Below are 19,531 nucleotides of genomic sequence, written 5' to 3' on the forward strand. Positions count from 1 at the left end.
TATCGATGACAGAATTTGTAAAACCGAGTACAAATGAAGTATTTGAGATGATTGATGCAGCGATTAAGTACGATCCGTCTGCAACAGAAGGTAAAGAAGGGATCTACCAATTCAATATTCAGAGTGATGATGACGGCACATACCAGATGATTATTGATGACGACGGTCCACGCGCTGTAAAAGGTGAAGAAAAAGATGCACAAGTAACGTTGACGATTGATCATGATGATTTTCGGGACATGGTGGCAGGTACATTAAACCCGACCGCAGCATTTATGAGCGGAAAACTGAAAATTAAGGGAAATATGGGGCTTGCTTTAAAGCTGCAGACAGTTTTGAATTCGTTTTCATTTTAAAGGAGGCGTGTAAAAATGGCTCATGAAACGTTTCAGACGGTGGAAGGGCAGCTCAATTGGAATGCGCCGATGTTTAAGTTATATGAAAAGGCAAAGAAGAACGGAAAATGGGATCCTGCTGACATTGACTTCAGCCAGGATCAGATCGATTTTCAACGTATGACAGAAGATGAAAGAGTCACTTCGCTGCCGCTGGTTGCATCGTTCTCTGCCGGTGAAGAAGCCGTGACCGTTGATATATTGCCGATGGTTCATGCGATGGCCAATCAGGGGCGGCTTGAGGACACGATGTTTTTGACGACATTTATGTTTGATGAAGCCAAGCATACGGAAATGTTTTCGCGCTGGCAGAAGGCGATTGGTGTCGGCGAGATGGATTTATCCGTTTTCCACAGTGACAGTTACAAACGGATATTTTATGAAGCATTGCCCGAATCGATGAATCGTTTAACGACCGATGATTCCCCTGAAGCAGTCATTCGCGCAGCAACGGTCTATAACATGGTGGTAGAGGGCATACTTGCGGAATCGGGGTATTATTCGTTCCGGCAAATTTTTAAAAAAGCAAATCTGCTGCCTGGTATTTTAATGGGAATCGATTATTTAAACAGGGATGAAGGCCGGCACCTGCAATTTGGGATTTATACGATACAGCGGCTGATTGCCGGCAATGAAAAAAATCGGCTTATTTTTAATGATTATATGGATGAATTATGGCCCGATGCATATGGCGTCATTGAATATTTGACGTCATTGTATGATATACAAATGGCGCAGGACTGGACCAACTCATCACTTGAATTCGATTCGGATGCGATGCGGGAATATGCCAAAAAACAATTCGAGATTCGTAAGCGTCAAGTTAATCGGGCAAAAAATTATAGCAGTGCAGCTGAGCTGGATGAACGGCTAGTGAAATCGAAAGACATTTAAAAGGGCTGGATGATAAATACAGGGAGATTGAAAGGATTAACGCAGGGGGGTTTCTCATGAAACCGAATAATTTGGTGGAAATGCTTGATCGGACGGTGAAGACATTTCCACAAAAAGGTGCTTTGATGTGGAAGGAAGATGGCGTCTATCAAAGCATCACGTACGGGGCGCTTTGGAACCGGATTTACAATGCTGCATCAGGGCTGGCCCATCTGGGGATGGCGGAAAATGATAAGATAGCCATTTTATCAAACAGCAACCCCATGTGGGGGATTACCGATTTTGCGGCAGCGAGCATAGGGGCAGTGACGGTTCCGGTCTATCCGACATTGCCGGCTGAGCAAGTTGCATATATTCTTAAAAATGCCGATGTGCGGGCGGCTGTTGTTGAAAATGAAGAACAGAGACAAAAGATCAAAGCCAGTGATGCCGAAATTGAATGGATCATGACGATGTATCCTGAAAAAGACTTTTCCCCGGCAGATGGCGAATTAACCTTTACACAATTGGAGGCAATAGGCGAAGAATACGGAATCCCGGATTGGGAAGAGAAGTGGCGGGCGATCGATCGAGACCAAGTTTCAACGATCATTCATACTTCCGGTACAACCGGTAAGCCAAACGGCGTTATGCTGTCCCATGGGAATTTCCTGTCAAACGTTGAAGCGGTTCAATTTTGGCTGATTGAACTTTTGCCTGATGATCTTGCACTTTCCTATTTGCCGTTATCCCATGTCTTTGAGCGCATGGCGGGTCACTATACGCCACTGTCAGTTGGCGTAACAATTGCTTATGCGGAAAGTATCCATACCATTCAGGACAATTTAAAGGAAATACGCCCGACTGTCCTGACAAGTGTTCCACGATTGTTTGAAAAAGTTTATGCCAAAGTACGAGAGGAAATTGATAATGGGACGATAGTAAAACAAAAAGTCTTTAACTGGGCTGTTGACATCGGACTGGAACGTTATGAACGGTATCTTCAAAGCCCGATAAATGAGCTGATCCTTGGTGAAGCCATGCCAAAGGAATTAAGGCGAAAGTGGAAAATTGCTGACCGTCTCGTTTATCAAAAAGTGAAATCGGAGTTGGGCGGAAGAATCCGCGGAATGGTCTCCGGCGGTGGCACACTGAATCCTGATATTGCAAAATTCTTCTGGGCGATTGATTTGCCAATACTGGAAGGCTATGGATTAACGGAAACGTCACCGGTGATCACGACAAATCCAATGGTACGTGCTAAAGCCGGAACAGTTGGAAAAGTTATGCCGAATCTGGATGTACGTATTGCAGATGATGGTGAAGTGCTTGTCAGGGGCCCGAGTGTGATGAAAGGGTATTACAACAATGAAGAGGCAACAGACAGAATTTTTGACGGGGACTGGCTGCAGACCGGCGATATCGGCGAATTGGATGAAGATGGCTATTTAAAAATTATTGACCGAAAAAAGCGTATTCTCGTTTTATCCACCGGAAAAAATGTCGCACCGCAATTAATTGAAAATGCCATCAATGAGAGCAGTTATATCGAGCAAACCCTTGTCATCGGAGACCAGCGCAAATATATCATTTGTCTTGTCAATCCGGATTATGAAAATTTATTACCGTGGGCAAAACGGAATGGGATCAGGTCAGAATCGCCGGAAGACATTTGTCGTCATAAAATCGTAAAGGATTTAATTGAAAAAGAAGTGGAAAGTCATACGAAATCCTTCGCCAATTTTGAAAAACCGAAGAAAGTAGTCATTATTGGCGAGGAATGGACAGTGGAAGGCGGAGAATTAACACCGAAATTATCGATGCGGGTTAAGGTGATTGAAAAGAAGTATAAACAATTGATTGAAGAAACTTATGCTGAAGATGCGTCTGCTGATTCCCGGGTAGAAGTGGGGGCATCGGTGGAAGGCGGCTAACTGAAAAACCGAATTTAGATTGGAAGAAATCAGTAAGATAAAAAAGGAGCATCACAGCTGAATGCTCCTTTTCCAATCTCTAAATCAGCCCTTCACGAATCGCCCTGGCAACGGCCTCGGTACGATTACGTGCTTCCATTTTTTGCATAATGGCTGACACATAGTCACGGACAGTATATTCACTTAAGTTAAGCTCGCTGGCGGCCTCATTTGTGGAAGCACCTTCTGCCATCAGTTTCATCACTTCAATTTCCCTTGGAGATAAGTGCAGTATTCGGGATTGATCTTCATTCCCGGGGTGTTCATTATAATATTTTGCCAGAATTTCACCCGCACTCTGACCGAATTTCAGCAATGCAGTAAATGTTTCCTGGGACACCTTGAAGTGTTTACCCGCACCTTGATCCAAAATGACAGCTCCGAAAAGTCTATTGTTTGACGAAACGAAAATGGGTGCAATCACAACCGAACGCAAGTCAAATTGTTTAACGTAATGATCCGGAAAACCGCCCGAGGCATCTTTAATATAGATTGGCTGCAGATAATTCATGGTTTTGCCAAATAATTGCACTAGTTGCAGGCTATCCCTGATCAGTGGCAATTTACTGATATCCTCTGAAATGTTCTGGATTGCTTTATTATCGAGGCGATGCCCAAAAAGTCCAACTCCCGTCTGTTCATTAGCCGAATAGGAAAACAGTGCACAACGCTCGAAAGGCAAATAATTGACAAACCCTGCTGTTATATTTTCAATCGCTTCGTTATAGTTATTTGACCGCATAATCGTTTCATTGAACATGATGACCGAATCTTTCCATTGCTGTTCCTGTTTCGTGATTTCAAATGAATCTTTTCCGTTTTTGAACATTTGCAGTGCGTATGTGATAAAAGGCATGACATGGGATGTATCATCATGATGAACACAAATTAAAAGTGTGACATCCTCATGCGGTATTGGCAGGACATTATATTTTTTTCTGTATTGTTGTGTCATTTGACTGAGCAGCAGTTCGGATAAAGCGTATAATGTATCCGCTTTCAAAGAATCGTTTCCCAATAACAAGTCCTGGCTCATGTTATTGAACCATTTCTCCACAACATAGGATTGCTCCTTTTTGATGGCAATTACTGTCCATTCAATCGGTAATTGATTGGAAGAAACGAGATTTTTTAAAAAGGAATCGATCGAAAAGTTTTGGAGATATGGCTGTGTAAACATATCTTCGCCAATGGTTGAAAATAAATATCGTACTGCCTGATGGTCCTGGTAAGAATGATTTCCTTGTGTCTGTATCACCTTATGTACTGCATTTTCCAGCAATGTAAGTGTGAATTGATTGATTTGAAAGGATGCGGTTCGCTGAGGTATAGCTTTCTCCGGCTTTTCATGCTCCTGTAAAAAAAGGTAATCTGTAAAAAAGTTGATGGCTGATTCCATATTAACAGCAGATTTTTTTCCGGTTCGCTGAAGGTGTGAAAGAACGTTTTCCCATTCATCCATAATCAGGTCCTGATGTGATCGGACAATGTTCAACCCATTTTGAAATAAAGCATTCATCTGATGGTTGATTGTCAGGGACATGTTAATTTTCCCCTTTCATTTAATTTACTCCGTGTAAAGCGTTTAAGGACTTGCCTATTTTCTCAAACAGCCTCTTATTTAAAAGACCAAGAAATAAAGATTTCACACTTCTTTTCCTTTACAGATCAGGATGGACAGCTATGGAGAATTACTTAGTAATCCAGTAGGTATCATTTCAACAAAAATCGTATAAATCCTTCTTTAATGATGACATTTCACAAAGGTCTTCATATTATAAGATCTTTCGATATTTTAAGAATTTAAGGTTGTATTTACTAAATTATAGTATAAAATTATCAATAATTCAAATAAGTTCGAAACCTTTACTTAATTTAGTCGTCTTTAATGTTTATTCAAAACAACCGGATATTATGAAAGAGACCATATTTGTATTCTATTAGAAGTTAATGCACTGGCTCATATAAACGTAGGGTATGTTATGAAATAATTCAAAAAAATCCTATTTTTCTAGGGATTGGTACAAGTTGGTAAGCATTTTATACTAAATATGGAGTCAAAATAATAGACATTAGTCCTAGTAATCTATCAATGTATGCGATTTCAAAATTACATAGGCATAATGACTCCTAAAGCAATCCAGGGTAAATTGATATGGAGGATGTAATCTCCTGTCCGAGATTTGTTAGGGGGTGGTGAGACGGCTTATTTGAGGTGATTCATGATCAAAAATATCATATGTTAAGGAGGCGTTTGCAATTAGTAAGATGTTTAAAAAAGTAGTAGCCGCCATGCTGGTTGTCCCAATGTTTTTGATGTACGCCGGCGGACTGGGTGCGGTTAGTGCGGAAGAATCGACAGAGTTGAAATACGCATGCGTTGGTGAAGTTTTAGGTCAAGAAATTGACGTAGCTATGGATGTTGAAATTAATGCTGGAATACCCGATTCAGTGGAACCAGAAACAGCATTCACTGTTGACAATTCATATACAAATATTAGTTTGACTCTGGAAAATCCAGATCTGTTGGGTTTGATAGCACCACTTCAAGGAGAAGTGACAACATTTAATCTAGGTCTTACTAATGCTACTGATACAGAAACGGGAGAAGATGTTGTTAATGTAGCTTCAGAAGATATTCCAATTGGCCCTGTTGAGATTCCTGAAGGGGCTGATTCAGTTGACTTTAGAGTGCCAGCAGAAGGAGGTATCGATCTAAATTTAACCTCTGGTGAATCTGGAACTGTCGAGATTGAAGCAGGAACAATTATGAATACCGTCTATGCACTAGATGGTGCGGTACCTGTTGAGGTTACATGTAATCCTGCTGAAGGGCAAGATCTTGTTTTAAATGAGATTCCGATTGAAGAAGAGGACACAGTTGAACCAGTAATTACATTAAACGGTGACAACCCAATGGAACTTGAAGTTGGGGAAGAATACGTTGAGCCAGGAGCGACCGCTGAAGACGATGTAGATGGAGAATTAACAGATCATATCAAAATTGACGGTAATGTAAACACGGACGAACCTGGTGAATATGAAGTTACCTATACCGTTTCCGATGCAGCTGGAAACAAAGCCACAGAAACACGGACTGTAATTGTAGTGGATCCCGATGAAGGCGAAGATCCCGCTGAGGAAGCGCTTAAAGATGTGAATGACGCAGACAGTGCTGAGGCTATGCAAGTTGCCCTGGAAAACGAAGCTCTTGGTCTGAACCTTGATGATTACAACGTACTATCCGCGGATAAGAAAGCAGAAGTAGCTGCACTGGTGTTAGAAAATCGCCCTGAAGATGATGAGGGGTATCCTCTTCCAAATGATATCCAAGCAGCCTTGGATCAAGCGGTGGATGAGGTTAGCGGTGAAGAGCCTGAAGAACCAGGTGCTGAAGGTGGAACCTGGTTTACTGGTGAAGGAGCACCAGGTGAAGATTTAGGTGCTGAAGGTGACCTTTATTTAGATGAAACTAATTTCGATATATATAAGAAAAGTGCTGAAGGTTGGGGAGAACCAATCGGCAATCTAAAAGGTGAAGATGGAGAAGACGGTCAAGACGGCGAAGATGGCCAAGATGGAATTGATGGTGCTACTTGGTTAGTTGGTGAAGGAGAGCCAAATGCAGAAAATGGTGTGTTTGGTGATCTATATCTAGATACAGTTAATGGCGATGTATATATTAAATCTGCAGAAGCAGATGGATGGGAATGGGTAGTTAATTTGCAAGGACCACAAGGACCTCCGGGAGAAGACGGTGAAGATGGCCAAGACGGTCAAGATGGAGAAGACGGAAAAGATGGCAAATGTGAATGTGATGAAGAAGCTGCCGGAAGTGATGACAGTGAAGAAGGCAGCGATGAGGAAGAGAATGGAGACGAAAACGGTTCGGATAATTCAGGTGATAAAGGCGGAGACCTTCCTGATACCGCGACAAGCAATCCTCTGTTTATGCTGATTGGTTCATTGATGGCTGTTGCAGGGGGCGCACTTGTATTTATCCGCAAAAAGGTTTTAGGATAATATGAAAAAAATAGGGATCGTACTGATTATTACAGGATCTATAATGGTTGGATGGTTTGGATGGCAATATTGGAATGGCATGCAGTCGGTGGAGCGTCTTGATGGTAATGTCGTCAAAGCTTCAGATAATGAAGATCGTAAAGGTTATTTATCTGTTGATACGGAGTCCGATAACATTGAGAAGACAGATAATAGCGAAAAATTGATTAGCACGGATTATGATAATGGTGAAGGTATAGCAAAACTCGTCATTCCGGAAGTTGATTTAGCGTTTGATGTCTTTTGGGGTACTGGTGACGAAGCACTTGCCAAAGGTGTCGGGATGTATGACAGCAAGTGGACCGCTCCACCGGATCAAGGCCGGCATACAGTGTTATCCGGTCACAGGGATAGCGTATTCCGTCCGGTCGGCGATTTGCAAGATGGCGACTCTCTCTACGTCAACTACCAAGGTGTAGACTATGAATACCAGATTAATAAAATTTGGATTACCGACGCAAACGATCGTAGTGTCATCGTTGAAAAGGATGAACCGACGTTAACGTTATCAACATGCTATCCATTCCGTTTTGTCGGAAGCGCACCAGACCGTTATATCGTCCAGGCCGAACTGGTCAACAAAGGCGATCTCTTAAATTTGGATTAAGAATTGCATGATGATTAAAGACACAAGTTCCGGAATCATCCGGTATTTGTGTCTTTCTTTCTAAACCGGGTAAAAAATAAAATCAGTTATTAAAAAAGGAGTATTATTTCGATGAAGCTAATAAGGCAATCTTGTCATGTTTTTTTGCTGCTGCTTCTTATACTCTTCACATTATCACCACTTAACGTGATGGCAGAATCTAAAGAAGATCAATCATTAAATTATGTTGCACTAGGGGACTCATTAGCAGCGGGGGTTTTAAGCGATAATTCCTTAGGAAGCGGATATCCTGTCTTCATAAAAGATGGTATTAAAAAAGAGCATGGATATGATGTGACTTTGATTAATGAGGGTGTGCCAGGATATACAACAACACAAGTGTTGGAGCAGTTGAAAGATAACGATAATAACGTGCGCAATGCGTTAGAAAACGCCGATCTTATCACGATTGATGCAGGTGCAAATGATTTATTGCAGGCAGTGGATATCGAAAATATTGATCCGGAAAATCCTGGTGAAACGATTAAAGATGTACAAGAAGTTATTAATCTAATCAATATAAACATGTCAACGATTCTTAAAGAGATAAATGAAGTTAATCCAAATGCTCCGATTTATGTCATGGGATATTACAATGCAATGCCTTATTTGGAGGGGATGCAAGACCTAATCGAGTTAGCAGTAGGGATGATGAATGACACTATCCAAGCTTCCACTGAAAATGGAGGAGCAATTTATATACCGACATTTGCAAGTTTTGAAGGGAATTATGAAACCTATTTACCAAATCCGGAAAATATCCATCCAAATGAAGTGGGGCATCAGGTAATTGCTGATGAATTTCTTGACGTGATTATACCAATCAAACCGTTAGATAGAGTTAAACCTGAAATTAAGCTATTAGGTGATAATCCTCTAAAACTAGTAATGGGCGAAAAATACGAAGATCCGGGTTCAGAGGCTGAAGATAATATTGACGGTGACTTATCGGAACAGATTGGAATATCCGGAGAGGTCAATACGAATAAACCTGGCGAATATACTGTTACATATACAGTAACTGATGCAGCAGGGAATACTGCAAAGGCAACACGTCTTATCAATGTAGTCGAGCCGGATCATATAACAGTAGCGCCTGGTGATAAAACAGACGTAAGTCGCGGTGAAACTGTTACAATTGCAGGAACTGACACTGAAGTGACAATGCCTTTAGATCTTCCGGATGGTACCAGTCTGGAAATTCATGATGCAAGTGAAAGTGAAAAAGTTACTGGTGCAGAAGGCTTGGCGCTTGCCGGAGATGTATACAATTTTAAATTGAGTTTCCCATCTGAGGCAGGGGGCACAACCGGATCATATACACTCCAAATGGAATACGATGCAGGCAAATTTAGCGCTGATCAGGTGGCTATTTATGATTATCATTTAGATTCCGGTGAATGGGAGAAAAAGAACGGGACAGTGGACGAAATAGCAGGAACCATAACACTCGAGACTCCCCATTTGTCAACATATGGTGTATTTATTGAGGCAAATAATGACAAGAATCAAAATGGCAACGACGGAAATACCGGGCAAGAGAATAATGACAGCGATCTAAATGGAGATTGCAAGTGTGAAAAAGAGGATACTGGCGAGACAGAAAATTATCAGGACAAGACCGAGAAAAGTACGTACGAACCCGTTGAAGAAGGCGGTGAGCTGCCGGATACTGCCACGAGTAATCCATTAATGATTTTAATAGGTTCGTTAATGGCTCTTACAGGGGGAATTCTTCTAGCTGTCCGTGGTAAATTACCAGATTAAGAGGTACAGCCATACGTTAAAAGCAAATACCTATAATTGTCGGGTATAATTCTTCATGTTTATATTTTACAATGGAATAAGTATAAAAGAATTTTCATTTAATTCAGTTAACATTAGGCAGCTTGGTTTTCCTTCAAGGTTATGCGTGTAAGCCTGATGACACTTATCTGGGGAAATGCTTCATTCCAATATGATTGGAGGAAGGGGGGACATAAAATATGAATGGAGAAACTGCTGTTGGATCAACAGTTAAGAAAAAGTTTTTCACAGCGCTGCTGGCGGGCTTCTTTCTATTTGGCATGCTAATTGCAACGTTTGGATTCACGGGTACGATGTTTGCCGTCCCACTTGGCGGGATGGGGGATTTTTATGTCAGTTTCGATAAATTGGAAGGAGAGGGATTTAAGCTAAATCCAAATATTGGTGAAACCGGAAATCAGGATGAGGCACCATTGGTAAGAAACCGAATGGATTCAGCAACGATTGAAAACTTACACATTTATAAAGACCTCAAGCTGCCTGTTGGAGACTGGGTCCGGGTAAATATCACAGCAAGTCAGCCTGCAACGATTGAAGGACTCATACAGGATGCACGTTTTATTGATGCGAATCTCAAGTTTCATGATATGGCAATTGAGCAATCAAATACCTCTGAGATGTCAGCTGAAGAAGCTTTTAAACAGAATTGGACGCAAAATGCCAATACCGTTACGATCACGGATGCAGTGATTGTAACAGACTATTTATTCCAAAACATGGTAACGTTAAATGGTGCTGAAATTTCTCTTGAGAGTATTTCCGAGCCTGACCAGATCAATCATGAAAGCGATAACAATGGGTCGGATAGCAGTGTTGCAGCCGGATCATCTAATGACGGAAATGGTGACGGCGGTGGAAACTTGCTGCCGGAAACAGCGAGCAATATTTTCTTGCCAATCTCAATTGGTACCGTGCTGGTTATTATCGGGGGAATCCTGCTTTTAGTAAGAAAAAGAAGAAATGGTGGAATAGCGAAAAAGGGAAGTGACATTACCTAAAATTAAAGGGGTGGGACTATTGAAAAACGAAGGTAAGGTAACAGTAGGAAAAACACTGAAAAAGAAATTTCTAATAGCTTTTCTCACTGGTTTTTTAGCACTTGGTGGACTTTTGTCAGCCTTTGGTTTTAGTGGTACGGCATTCGCACTTCCACTTGGCGGGATTGGTGATTTTTATGTGGAGTTCGATGAATTGAATGGAACAAACTTCCAATTACTGCCGCAAATAGGTGAGACAGGAAACTCAGATGCAGAGCCAATGGTTCGGAATAAAATGGATACCGCCGAAATAAGCGGTTTGCATATTTATAAGGACTTACCTTTACCAACCGGCAATTGGGTTAGATTTCATATACGGGCAGAAGGTCAAACAACCATTGAAGGCTTAATCCAGGACGCCCGTTTTATCGACGCTAACTTGAGCTTTGAAGAACTGGCTATTGAGGAATCGAATACCGATGACTTTTCAAAAAATTGGACTCAAAATGCATCGACTATTACGATTACCGATGCCAGCCTGGTAACGGATTATTTATTTCAAAGTGTGGTCAGCTTAGAGGGTGCTAAAATCTCTGTTGAATCTATCGATGAACCGGAGACGATGGAGCAATAAATCCTCACTAATGTAAAGGAGGATAATTATGGATAAGAAGGAAGCCAGGGCATTAAAAAGAGAAGAAAAATTACAAGAGCGATACGCGAAAGTTGAAAATGCCGGTAAATTTAAAAAGTGGCGGAATCGGCGGCCGTTTTGGGGCGCAACTTTAACATTGCTCGCAGGATTGTTGATTTTGTATATTCCATTACATTTGTATGCGATTGCTTTTATCCCAGGGAATCTCGTGTTTGTCGGCTTTATATTCGGTGGACTGATGCTGATCACCGGAATATTCTCGTATATTTATCCGCAATTTTCGACCGTATTTGGTGTTGTTGCTATATTCTTATCTGTCCTGTCAGTCATGGGAGCGCTGGGTGGATTTGTTGTTGGCACGATAATCGGCATTATTGGTGGTGCAATGCTGATTGCATGGGAGAAAAAAGTGGTGACCATTGATAATAAACGGAATAAAAATAACGACAAGAAGAAAACGAAACACTCGAATGAAGAAGTCGAAACGATTCAAGTGTAATGCAATGCAGGAGAGTTTGTTAACAAGGAGAATTCCATATGAAAAACAATCGAAAAGGTCATAAATCTGTTTTTCTTCACCAGGTATTCATACTTGTGTGTACGCTTATTTTTTCGCTCATAGGTGCCTCCTCTGCCTTGGCGGAGGAAGGTAAAGAAAGTGAAAAAAACGGGAACAATGGCGGGTTTACCATTGAATCCGAGAAAGTAGAAGGTGCTATGGATGTACTCGGTGCACTTGAAGGTGAGATTGCTATTGAAGCGGGAATCATCCATGGTTTAACGATAACGAAAACACTTGACCGGGGTGAAGAAGAGGGGCTGATCATTAAAATAACATCACCCGGGCCGATACACGTCACCAATTTAAATGCAAATACGATTGATGGCGGCCCGCCTCACTTCGATGGCCTTTGTGTATCAAAAGAGGTGGGATGGGCCTGCTTAGAAGGTGTGGAAATGACAGTACCTAAACAGACAGCTGAGAATATTTCACTACCTGATGCTGAAGTGGAAACATGCTTTGAAAGTGAATGTGAGGGTTCTTCTTCTGAAACATCAATGAGTGAAAAAGAAATGAAAATGACCCTGAAAGAGATGGAAGAACAGGAAATGACCCTGGAGGAAATGATAGAAGGACTTGAAGATGATAAGAAAAAGCTGCAAACAATCGAGGAACTGCTTAAACAAGCGGAAAAGCATTTTGAGAAAATACAGGACAATGAAAACACGGAACATTTGCAGCAAATGACTGATGTTATCGACAAATACCTGACAGATGACATGACTGAAGAAGAAGTGGTTCAGTTCATGGAGGAAGATTTGGATTCCGACAGAGATACATCTGAAGATGAAGAAGTCAAAACGGACGATGATTCCGCAAGTCCGGTAGTACGACTGACTGATGAAGTCGAGAAAACTTATCAATCATATGATGATACGACTTCTGAATTTCTCAGTACAGCAGAGGAAGCAGCTGAATTAGTCAAGGAACTGGAAGAGAGTATCCAACTGAAAGAAGAATCTCTGGCGGCACTTGAGGCTGAAAAAGACAAACAGGATCCGGAAAAGCAAAAACAAGCCGAAAACTATAAAGAACTGAAGGATAAAGCAGAGGCAGATAAGGGTGAGAACAAAGAGGACAAAGGCGCCAACCATAATACACAAGCTGATTCCGGTTCTGAAAAGGATTCAGATGAAAATAATGAAGACATAACAATCGATGCGTTCAAGAAAGAATTTAAAGCATTTAAAGAAAAAATGGTCAGTCTCCTGAAGCGGCATGATGATTTACAAGAAAATGCAAAGTCCATAATTGAGGAAAAAGAAGACATCACCAATCACATAAAGGATTTAAGAGCTGCCATTAAGGAGTCTGAAGATGATTATTCTGAGGACATCTATCAAATTTTAATGGAAAATCTGTCATTTGTTGAACTTGAAGATAAGCCTGAGAATGAGGATAAAGGAGAAATAGAAGATTCTGAGGGTGAAGAGTCATCTGTAGCAGAGGAGGACTCTGAGGAACAGAACGGAGATACTGATTCCGACCCGTCGAGTGACAGTTCTGATCAAAACGATAAAGCAGAGCCTGCCAACCAGGGCGGAAAACAAGAAATAAAAAGAAATAATAATCGTGCGGAACAGGCCGGGGGTGATAGCGGCAAAAATGAATCAAAGCAGGGCAGTGAAGCTGATCCCTAGCAATTCTTAACAAAATCACATAATTTTTTATAAAGACGAGGTTTGCATGCAAACCTCTGTCTTTTTGTGTCCCGGACATGTGTTATGCCAGGCATTAAAAGCTTGGTAGCATGAATTCTAAGACAACAAAGACCTATCCAGACATTCCAATGCGCAGTAAATTATTGAATTTGACCGTAAGTATGACGGTGTGAAAGGTCGACTATCCCAAACGGGTTCTGTTATATGTCAACATTAGAAAATATGACTATTTGCCATTAAAATTGCATAATCGGTTATCTTTTATGCTATAGTAGAATCTAAAGGAGCGTTGGGTTTTCCATGAGAATAAAAGGATCAATCGATCAGGAAAGGCGCTGTGAACACTATCATGCTGAGAATGATAGAATTGCGATCAAATTTTACTGCTGCGGTGAGTATTTTCCGTGCTATCTATGCCACAAACAGTATGGATGCGGGGGATCGGCTGTCTGGCCGAAAGAAAAGTTTAATCAGAAAGCCATTCTTTGCGGAAACTGTAAAACAGAGCTGACAATAACGGAATACCTCGAAAGCAGTTACCGCTGTCCCTCTTGTGATGCAGCCTTTAATCCGGGCTGTGCATTGCATTACCATCTTTATTTCAAAGGTGATTAATGGATATCAAGTTGTTTACTTGCCATCGTAATATCTTGTATCATGATAATGACAGTAATGGAAGGAGGTCATGATGATAGATGGCTTTTGTCATATTGGATCCATGCCGCGGTGAAAAGTCAGGCGAATGTGTGACGGTTTGCCCGGTTGATTGTATAGAAGAGGGCCCGGAGCAGTTTTATATAGATCCGGATGTGTGTATTGATTGTGGTGCATGTGTATCAGTATGCCCTGTCGATGCCATTGTTGAGGAGTATGACATGACTCCCGATCAGGAAAAATACTTGGAAGAGGCAGAAGCATTTTTTGCAAATAGGTGATTGTTCACGATGATGAAAACCCTTGTACATGTTGCAGAGGACACGGTACGAGGGTTTTGTTTTGATGGATATTTGCTTTGTTTATGTGGGTGCATTGAGGTGCTCATTGGAAATTTGATGCTTTAATTGGGCAATATCGCGTTCATTTTCAACCGTCTTCTTCCAGATATGGTCCTGATCTGCACGCAGAATTTTGAATTCATCCATAATTTCGCGATGACGTCTGTCGCCTTCTGTTTTCATTTCGGATATTTCTCGCCTCATTGGGGATTGCTCTGTTTTCATTGCGGTCTGTTCTTCTCTCATAGCAGCCTGGTTTTCTTTCATCACAGCCTGTTTCTTTACGACCCCGTTCAATTGCTCCTTCATTTCAGTCTGTTCGGTACGCATGCTGTCAACCATTGAGATTAACTGAGAAAGCATATTTTCGATACGCTCATTTGTTTCATCTCTTTTTTTCTAGTATATCTTCTCATCAGATAGAAAGCTATATAAAATTTACGTTTCTTCGACTTTTTCAGCTAATTTACTGGCAATCCAGCGTTCTGCGGTTGATTCGTCAACTTCATAGATTTTTCCGGCACGGAGCAGATCACCGTGGTACATGGTCTGCACATTCATTTTGACTTTCTGCATAAGGATGCTCCTTTGAAAATAAGATGGTTTTATTATTATAACATAGCATTTTTCCGGGTTTCACGGAAATGCCGAAGTTCACAATTAATCTGCCCGAAGTTCACATGCAAAATACCCGAAGTCCACATTTAATCTGCTCGAAGTTCACATCATAACCGCCGAAGTTCACAACTTCAGCGGTTACTTCGGATATAGGCCCATGCTTTTTCCGGATCGGTTGTCGGCTGGTGGCATGCGAAATTTTCACAGACGTAAACCGTCATTTGATCATCCAGCTGTTTATATTCAGATGTGAATGGCGCGACCTCAGCCAGCTGCTCTGAATCGTCGCTCACAAGCAGTGTAACATCAGGCAAAAATGCTCGCTGCAGTTCCCCGGTGAATTGATCCTTATCGCCAAGAACAACTACTTCTTTTGTCCGGTTTTCCATGAGAAGCAAACTTTGAATGAAATGGATGCCGGCTACGGGAACTTCACTAACATCATCGTAAAAGGTATAGTACATTTCCTCCAGCTTATCCAGATAGACTGTTTCACCGGTCAAAAAGCCCATTTTGGCCAGCATAACAGCTGCGACACCATTACCTGATGGCAATGCACCATCATAAATTTCCTTTTCCCGTGACAGCAACTTTTCACTGTCATGGCCGTTGAAGAAAAATCCACCCTGTTCAGTGTCCCAGAATAAATCAATCATATCGTCGGTGAATGCCCGTGCTTGCTTCAGATACGTTGATGCAAAAGTGGCTTCATACAGTTCCACATAAGCCCACAGCAAAAAGGCATAATCGTCCAAGTAGCCATTATGTTTGACTTCCCCATCACGATAACGGGCCATCACCCGCTTCTCCCTGATGAGGTTTGACTCGATAAATCTGATGCTTTTTTCGGCGGCTCTCGTGTATTCGCGTTTCTCAAACACTTTTCCGGCTTTGGCCAATGCGGCAATCATCATGGCATTCCATGATGTCAGGATTTTATCGTCCACGTGCGGGTAAACACGTTTCTCACGCGCTGACAGCAATTGCTTGCGGGCGTCTTCCAGTGCTTGATCGAGCTCACCCAGTGTCATGTCATTTTCTTCTGCGATTGTTTCCATGTCTGTGCCCAGCAGGTTGGGAATGTTTTTTCCCTCAAAATTCCCTTCAGGTGTGATGCCGTAAACTGATGCATACAAGTCACCACGCTCTTCACCAAGAATATTGAAAATCTCATCATCATCCCAAACATAATACTTGCCTTCAACACCTTCAGAATCAGCATCAATGGCTGAATAGAAACCACCTTCCGAACTGTGCATTTCGCGCATCACAAATGTTATAATCTGCTCGCTGATCTTTTTGTACAATGGATTGTTGGTAATCTGGTAGCACTCGGTGTAGGCTATCAGCAGTAATGCATTGTCGTAGAGCATTTTTTCAAAGTGTGGAACGAGCCATTTTTCATCGGTGGAATAGCGGGCAAAACCGAATCCGATGTGGTCATAAATGCCACCGTTTGCCATTGCCTGCAATGTGCTTTCCGCCATTTTCAGTGCAGCGGTTTTGCCGGTAAAATGATAATATCTCAGCAGAAAGAGTATATTTTGTGGTGTGGGAAATTTTGGTGCTGCACCAAATCCGCCATATGTGAAGTCAAATCGCTTCCCAAGCTGCTCAAAAGCTTGATTGGTCAGGTCTTTAGTCAGCCGGTTCTCACTTTTGGCTGTGACTGTTTTTTCCAGTGCATCGGTTACACTTTTCGTTACTTCCGAAATGTGGCCGGGGTCCTCTTTGTATTTTTGATAAAGTTGTGTGATGACTTCCGTGAAACCGGGCATGCCATATTTGCTCTCACGTGGAAAATACGTGCCGGCATAAAATGGCACTTTGTCCGGGGTCATGAAAATGGATAACGGCCAGCCGCCATGCCCGGTCATCATCTGGCAGACTTTCATATAAACGGAGTCAATGTCAGGTCGCTCTTCCCGGTCAACCTTGATGGCAACATAACGGTCATTCAAGTAAGCTGCAATTTCCTCATCTTCAAATGACTCATGGGCGAAAACATGGCACCAGTGACAAGTGGAATAGCCGATGGAAAGGAAAATGGGCTTGTCTTCCTGCTTTGCTTTTTCAAAAGCTTCATCACCCCATGGATACCAATCAACAGGATTATAGGCGTGCTGTTGGAGGTAGGGGGACTTTTCGTTGATGAGCCGATTTGGCTTGTTTGACGTCATATGAGAACACCTTCTTTCATACGGGTTTGTACTCATTTTACCCAACAAAATGTGGAAATAACAAACATAAGAACATTCAAAGCAAAATGATTGAACAAACTTATTATTAAAACCATAATAATAGTTAGAATCAATGATTTGAAAGGATACGGATGTAATGGAGCTGCGACAACTCGAATATTTTATGGCGGTCAGTAAAGAACTGCACTTTTCAAGGGCTGCTGAGAAGCTGAATATCTCGCAGCCAACGTTGAGCCAGCAAATTAAAATATTGGAAGGTGAAATGGGCATCCCCCTTTTTGATCGTATCGGCAAGAAAACAGCCTTGACTGAAGCGGGAAAAATATTGCTGCATCATGGCGAGCGGGTATTTTATGAAATCGAACAAGCCCAGGCTGCCTTAAGGGATTTAAATGGTCTGCAGACGGGAAAACTTACGATCGGTTCACTCATGACATGTGTCAGTTATCTGCTGCCGTCCGCTATATCAAAGTTTAAGCAACTATATCCAAATGTTAATTTATCGGTATACGGGTTAAGAACTGGCGATATCAAATCAGGTTTGCTTGAAAACGGCCTGGACCTCGGAATTTCATTTTTGCCGGTAGAAGAAAACGAGATGGCATCAATCCCATTATTTACTGAAGAGCTGTCATTGGCTGTTCCGGCCAACCATCCACTTGCAAATGAAGACGAGGTTGAATTAGAAACACTTGAACATGTACCGACCGTTTTACTCCCCGAAAACTACTACCTGAGGCAACTAATTGATACGTATTGTGCTGAGCTCGGGATTAAGCTGCTGCCAACACTCGAGATGACAACCCTGGATTCATTGACCCAAATGGTGTCTGAAGGGATCGGTGTCACCATTCTGCCTGCACCTTATCTTGACTTTTTAGAAAATCCCCGGATCGTAAAAGTCAGGCTGATCAACCCAACCATGGAAAGAAGGATCGGATTTATCTATAGAAAAGATAAATTCATGTGCATGGCGACACGAGCTTTTATCGATCAGGTAACAGAAACAAGCGAACAGCTTACTAAGTGAAATTTCATTCAGCGGGGCGTTTTATCCCCGCTGTCGAATGAGTTGGAACATCTGTCGCACGTGATCGGGATACTCCCGCGTGAGTTGGTGCTTTTTTCGCACAAGTTCTGGGATCTCCCGCACAAGTGGACACAGTCCCCGCACAAGTAGATGCCGCTTTTGCACAAGTCCTGGCTTCTTCCGCACGGATTGGTGTAATTCCCGCACGAGTTCGGGAATCTCCCTGTCCCCCCTCACGCGAGTTCAAGGTACGCCCCGTTACGAATCCCCCCTTCTCAACCATACTTTCGAAAATAGTTTCTCTCACAAATATAATCGAATGGGGAAGCCAAAAGGTGTCATAGTTTAATAATATTAGTTTCCAATTATTAAAAGTAATTACTTTTTTTACCAGTTAAGAAGGTATAAAACTCTCCTGCTGCATAAGTTTAACGGGGCCTTTCGCCGTTAAAGCTCGGCAATAAGTTAAACGTTACAATATTTCCCAACTGCCAGTTAAGCTCGGATAAAAATAAAATGAGAGTGCATCATCATGATGCCTCTCATTTTTATGAATTAACCGTTCTTGACGTCTTCCATACTTGCTCCGTAGTTGATGTGGTAGGGTTGGCCATCCAAAACTAATGCAGGAACTGATTTCACCCCAGCAGATTCTGCTTCACTGATACGTGAAGAATCATCGTTAAAGTCAACGATTTCCAAATCTACCTTTGATTGGTCCAAAAATTTCAGCATATTTTTTTCTGCATCTTGGCATACCGGGCAGCCTGCATGATAAAAAATAGCTTTACTCAACTGTATGACCTCCTTAAATATGGTATATATCTATGGTAAATCGTCAGCGATATCTTATCAATTAGCAATTTTCTATTATTATGATAGGCAACGACTATAAAGATGCAATGGCGTAATGGTCTTTTAAAAAAAGGATGCTACTTCTTCACCTTGAACGACCCGTTTGCTAAGATGTTGAACCAATGGAGTAAATAGCTTGGTGAATAGATATTAGTCGGATTAGTTATGATATGCCCTCATCTAATTATTAACCGGAAAAGTAGAAACGCAGGTGTTTTAAAT

The 19,531-nt window shown here is 41.8% G+C and carries 18 protein-coding genes; 13 read left to right on the forward strand and 5 right to left on the reverse strand.

Going from position 1 to position 19,531, the window contains the following annotated elements; all coding sequences use genetic code 11:
- Positions 1-5 precede the first annotated feature (5 nt).
- The 3 genes from VK080_RS08910 to VK080_RS08920 are packed head-to-tail and all read left to right on the forward strand — an operon-like array spanning position 6 to position 3,202.
- A complete protein-coding gene (locus VK080_RS08910; protein ID WP_324224416.1) occupies positions 6-356 on the forward strand; it encodes an SCP2 sterol-binding domain-containing protein in 351 nt (116 codons plus the stop codon).
- A gap of 15 nt (positions 357-371) precedes the next feature.
- Positions 372-1,289, forward strand: a complete 918-nt coding sequence (locus VK080_RS08915) for a R2-like ligand-binding oxidase (protein ID WP_324224417.1) — start codon at positions 372-374, stop codon at positions 1,287-1,289.
- 56 nt (positions 1,290-1,345) lie between these two features.
- The gene (locus tag VK080_RS08920; protein WP_324224418.1) at positions 1,346-3,202 is read left to right on the forward strand and encodes a long-chain fatty acid--CoA ligase; all 1,857 of its coding nucleotides are present in this window, start codon (positions 1,346-1,348) and stop codon (positions 3,200-3,202) included.
- Positions 3,203-3,281: 79 nt separating this feature from the next.
- On the opposite strand, the gene VK080_RS08925 is transcribed toward VK080_RS08920, so the two are convergent.
- Positions 3,282-4,784 carry a response regulator transcription factor gene (locus tag VK080_RS08925; protein ID WP_324224419.1) on the reverse strand — a complete coding sequence of 501 codons (1,503 nt, stop codon included), beginning with the start codon at positions 4,782-4,784 and terminating at the stop codon, positions 3,282-3,284.
- Positions 4,785-5,509: 725 nt separating this feature from the next.
- Between VK080_RS08925 and VK080_RS08930 the strand changes: the two genes are divergently transcribed.
- The 9 genes from VK080_RS08930 to VK080_RS08970 all read left to right on the forward strand — a co-directional run bounded on the left by VK080_RS08930 (position 5,510) and on the right by VK080_RS08970 (position 14,545).
- The gene (locus VK080_RS08930) at positions 5,510-7,264 is read left to right on the forward strand and encodes an immunoglobulin-like domain-containing protein (RefSeq protein ID WP_324224420.1); all 1,755 of its coding nucleotides are present in this window, start codon (positions 5,510-5,512) and stop codon (positions 7,262-7,264) included.
- 1 nt (position 7,265) lies between these two features.
- On the forward strand, positions 7,266-7,910 hold the full coding sequence (locus VK080_RS08935) for a class D sortase (RefSeq protein ID WP_324224421.1): 645 nt from the start codon (positions 7,266-7,268) through the stop codon (positions 7,908-7,910).
- A gap of 111 nt (positions 7,911-8,021) precedes the next feature.
- The gene (locus tag VK080_RS08940) at positions 8,022-9,716 is read left to right on the forward strand and encodes an immunoglobulin-like domain-containing protein (RefSeq protein WP_324224422.1); all 1,695 of its coding nucleotides are present in this window, start codon (positions 8,022-8,024) and stop codon (positions 9,714-9,716) included.
- A gap of 218 nt (positions 9,717-9,934) precedes the next feature.
- A complete protein-coding gene (locus VK080_RS08945; RefSeq protein WP_324224423.1) occupies positions 9,935-10,753 on the forward strand; it encodes a DUF6230 family protein in 819 nt (272 codons plus the stop codon).
- Between the two features lie 10 nt (positions 10,754-10,763).
- Positions 10,764-11,366 (forward strand): DUF6230 family protein, encoded by a 603-nt coding sequence (locus tag VK080_RS08950; RefSeq protein ID WP_324224458.1) that lies wholly within the window; start codon positions 10,764-10,766, stop codon positions 11,364-11,366.
- Between the two features lie 28 nt (positions 11,367-11,394).
- Positions 11,395-11,886: a DUF6114 domain-containing protein gene (locus VK080_RS08955; RefSeq protein WP_324224424.1), complete on the forward strand. Its 492-nt coding sequence runs from the start codon at positions 11,395-11,397 to the stop codon at positions 11,884-11,886.
- A 38-nt stretch (positions 11,887-11,924) separates the two neighbouring features.
- Positions 11,925-13,589, forward strand: a complete 1,665-nt coding sequence (locus VK080_RS08960) for a hypothetical protein (protein WP_324224425.1) — start codon at positions 11,925-11,927, stop codon at positions 13,587-13,589.
- Between the two features lie 321 nt (positions 13,590-13,910).
- Complete coding sequence (locus VK080_RS08965; RefSeq protein ID WP_324224426.1) at positions 13,911-14,225, forward strand: CHY zinc finger protein; 315 nt, start codon at positions 13,911-13,913, stop codon at positions 14,223-14,225.
- 80 nt (positions 14,226-14,305) lie between these two features.
- Positions 14,306-14,545 carry a DUF362 domain-containing protein gene (locus tag VK080_RS08970; protein WP_324224427.1) on the forward strand — a complete coding sequence of 80 codons (240 nt, stop codon included), beginning with the start codon at positions 14,306-14,308 and terminating at the stop codon, positions 14,543-14,545.
- A gap of 81 nt (positions 14,546-14,626) precedes the next feature.
- Here VK080_RS08970 and VK080_RS08975 read toward each other — a convergent pair whose 3' ends face one another.
- The 3 genes from VK080_RS08975 to VK080_RS08985 form a co-directional block, all read right to left on the reverse strand.
- Positions 14,627-14,968: a hypothetical protein gene (locus VK080_RS08975; protein ID WP_324224428.1), complete on the reverse strand. Its 342-nt coding sequence runs from the start codon at positions 14,966-14,968 to the stop codon at positions 14,627-14,629.
- 75 nt (positions 14,969-15,043) lie between these two features.
- On the reverse strand, positions 15,044-15,181 hold the full coding sequence (locus VK080_RS08980) for a hypothetical protein (RefSeq protein WP_324224429.1): 138 nt from the start codon (positions 15,179-15,181) through the stop codon (positions 15,044-15,046).
- Between the two features lie 173 nt (positions 15,182-15,354).
- Positions 15,355-17,403 (reverse strand): thioredoxin domain-containing protein, encoded by a 2,049-nt coding sequence (locus tag VK080_RS08985; RefSeq protein ID WP_324224430.1) that lies wholly within the window; start codon positions 17,401-17,403, stop codon positions 15,355-15,357.
- 157 nt (positions 17,404-17,560) lie between these two features.
- Between VK080_RS08985 and VK080_RS08990 the strand changes: the two genes are divergently transcribed.
- A complete protein-coding gene (locus tag VK080_RS08990) occupies positions 17,561-18,454 on the forward strand; it encodes a LysR family transcriptional regulator (RefSeq protein WP_324224431.1) in 894 nt (297 codons plus the stop codon).
- A gap of 555 nt (positions 18,455-19,009) precedes the next feature.
- Here VK080_RS08990 and VK080_RS08995 read toward each other — a convergent pair.
- Positions 19,010-19,249 carry a thioredoxin family protein gene (locus tag VK080_RS08995; RefSeq protein WP_324224432.1) on the reverse strand — a complete coding sequence of 80 codons (240 nt, stop codon included), beginning with the start codon at positions 19,247-19,249 and terminating at the stop codon, positions 19,010-19,012.
- Positions 19,250-19,531 lie beyond the last annotated feature (282 nt).

The organism is Lentibacillus sp., assembly GCF_035301925.1.
Classification (GTDB): Bacteria; Bacillota; Bacilli; order Bacillales; family Amphibacillaceae; genus Lentibacillus.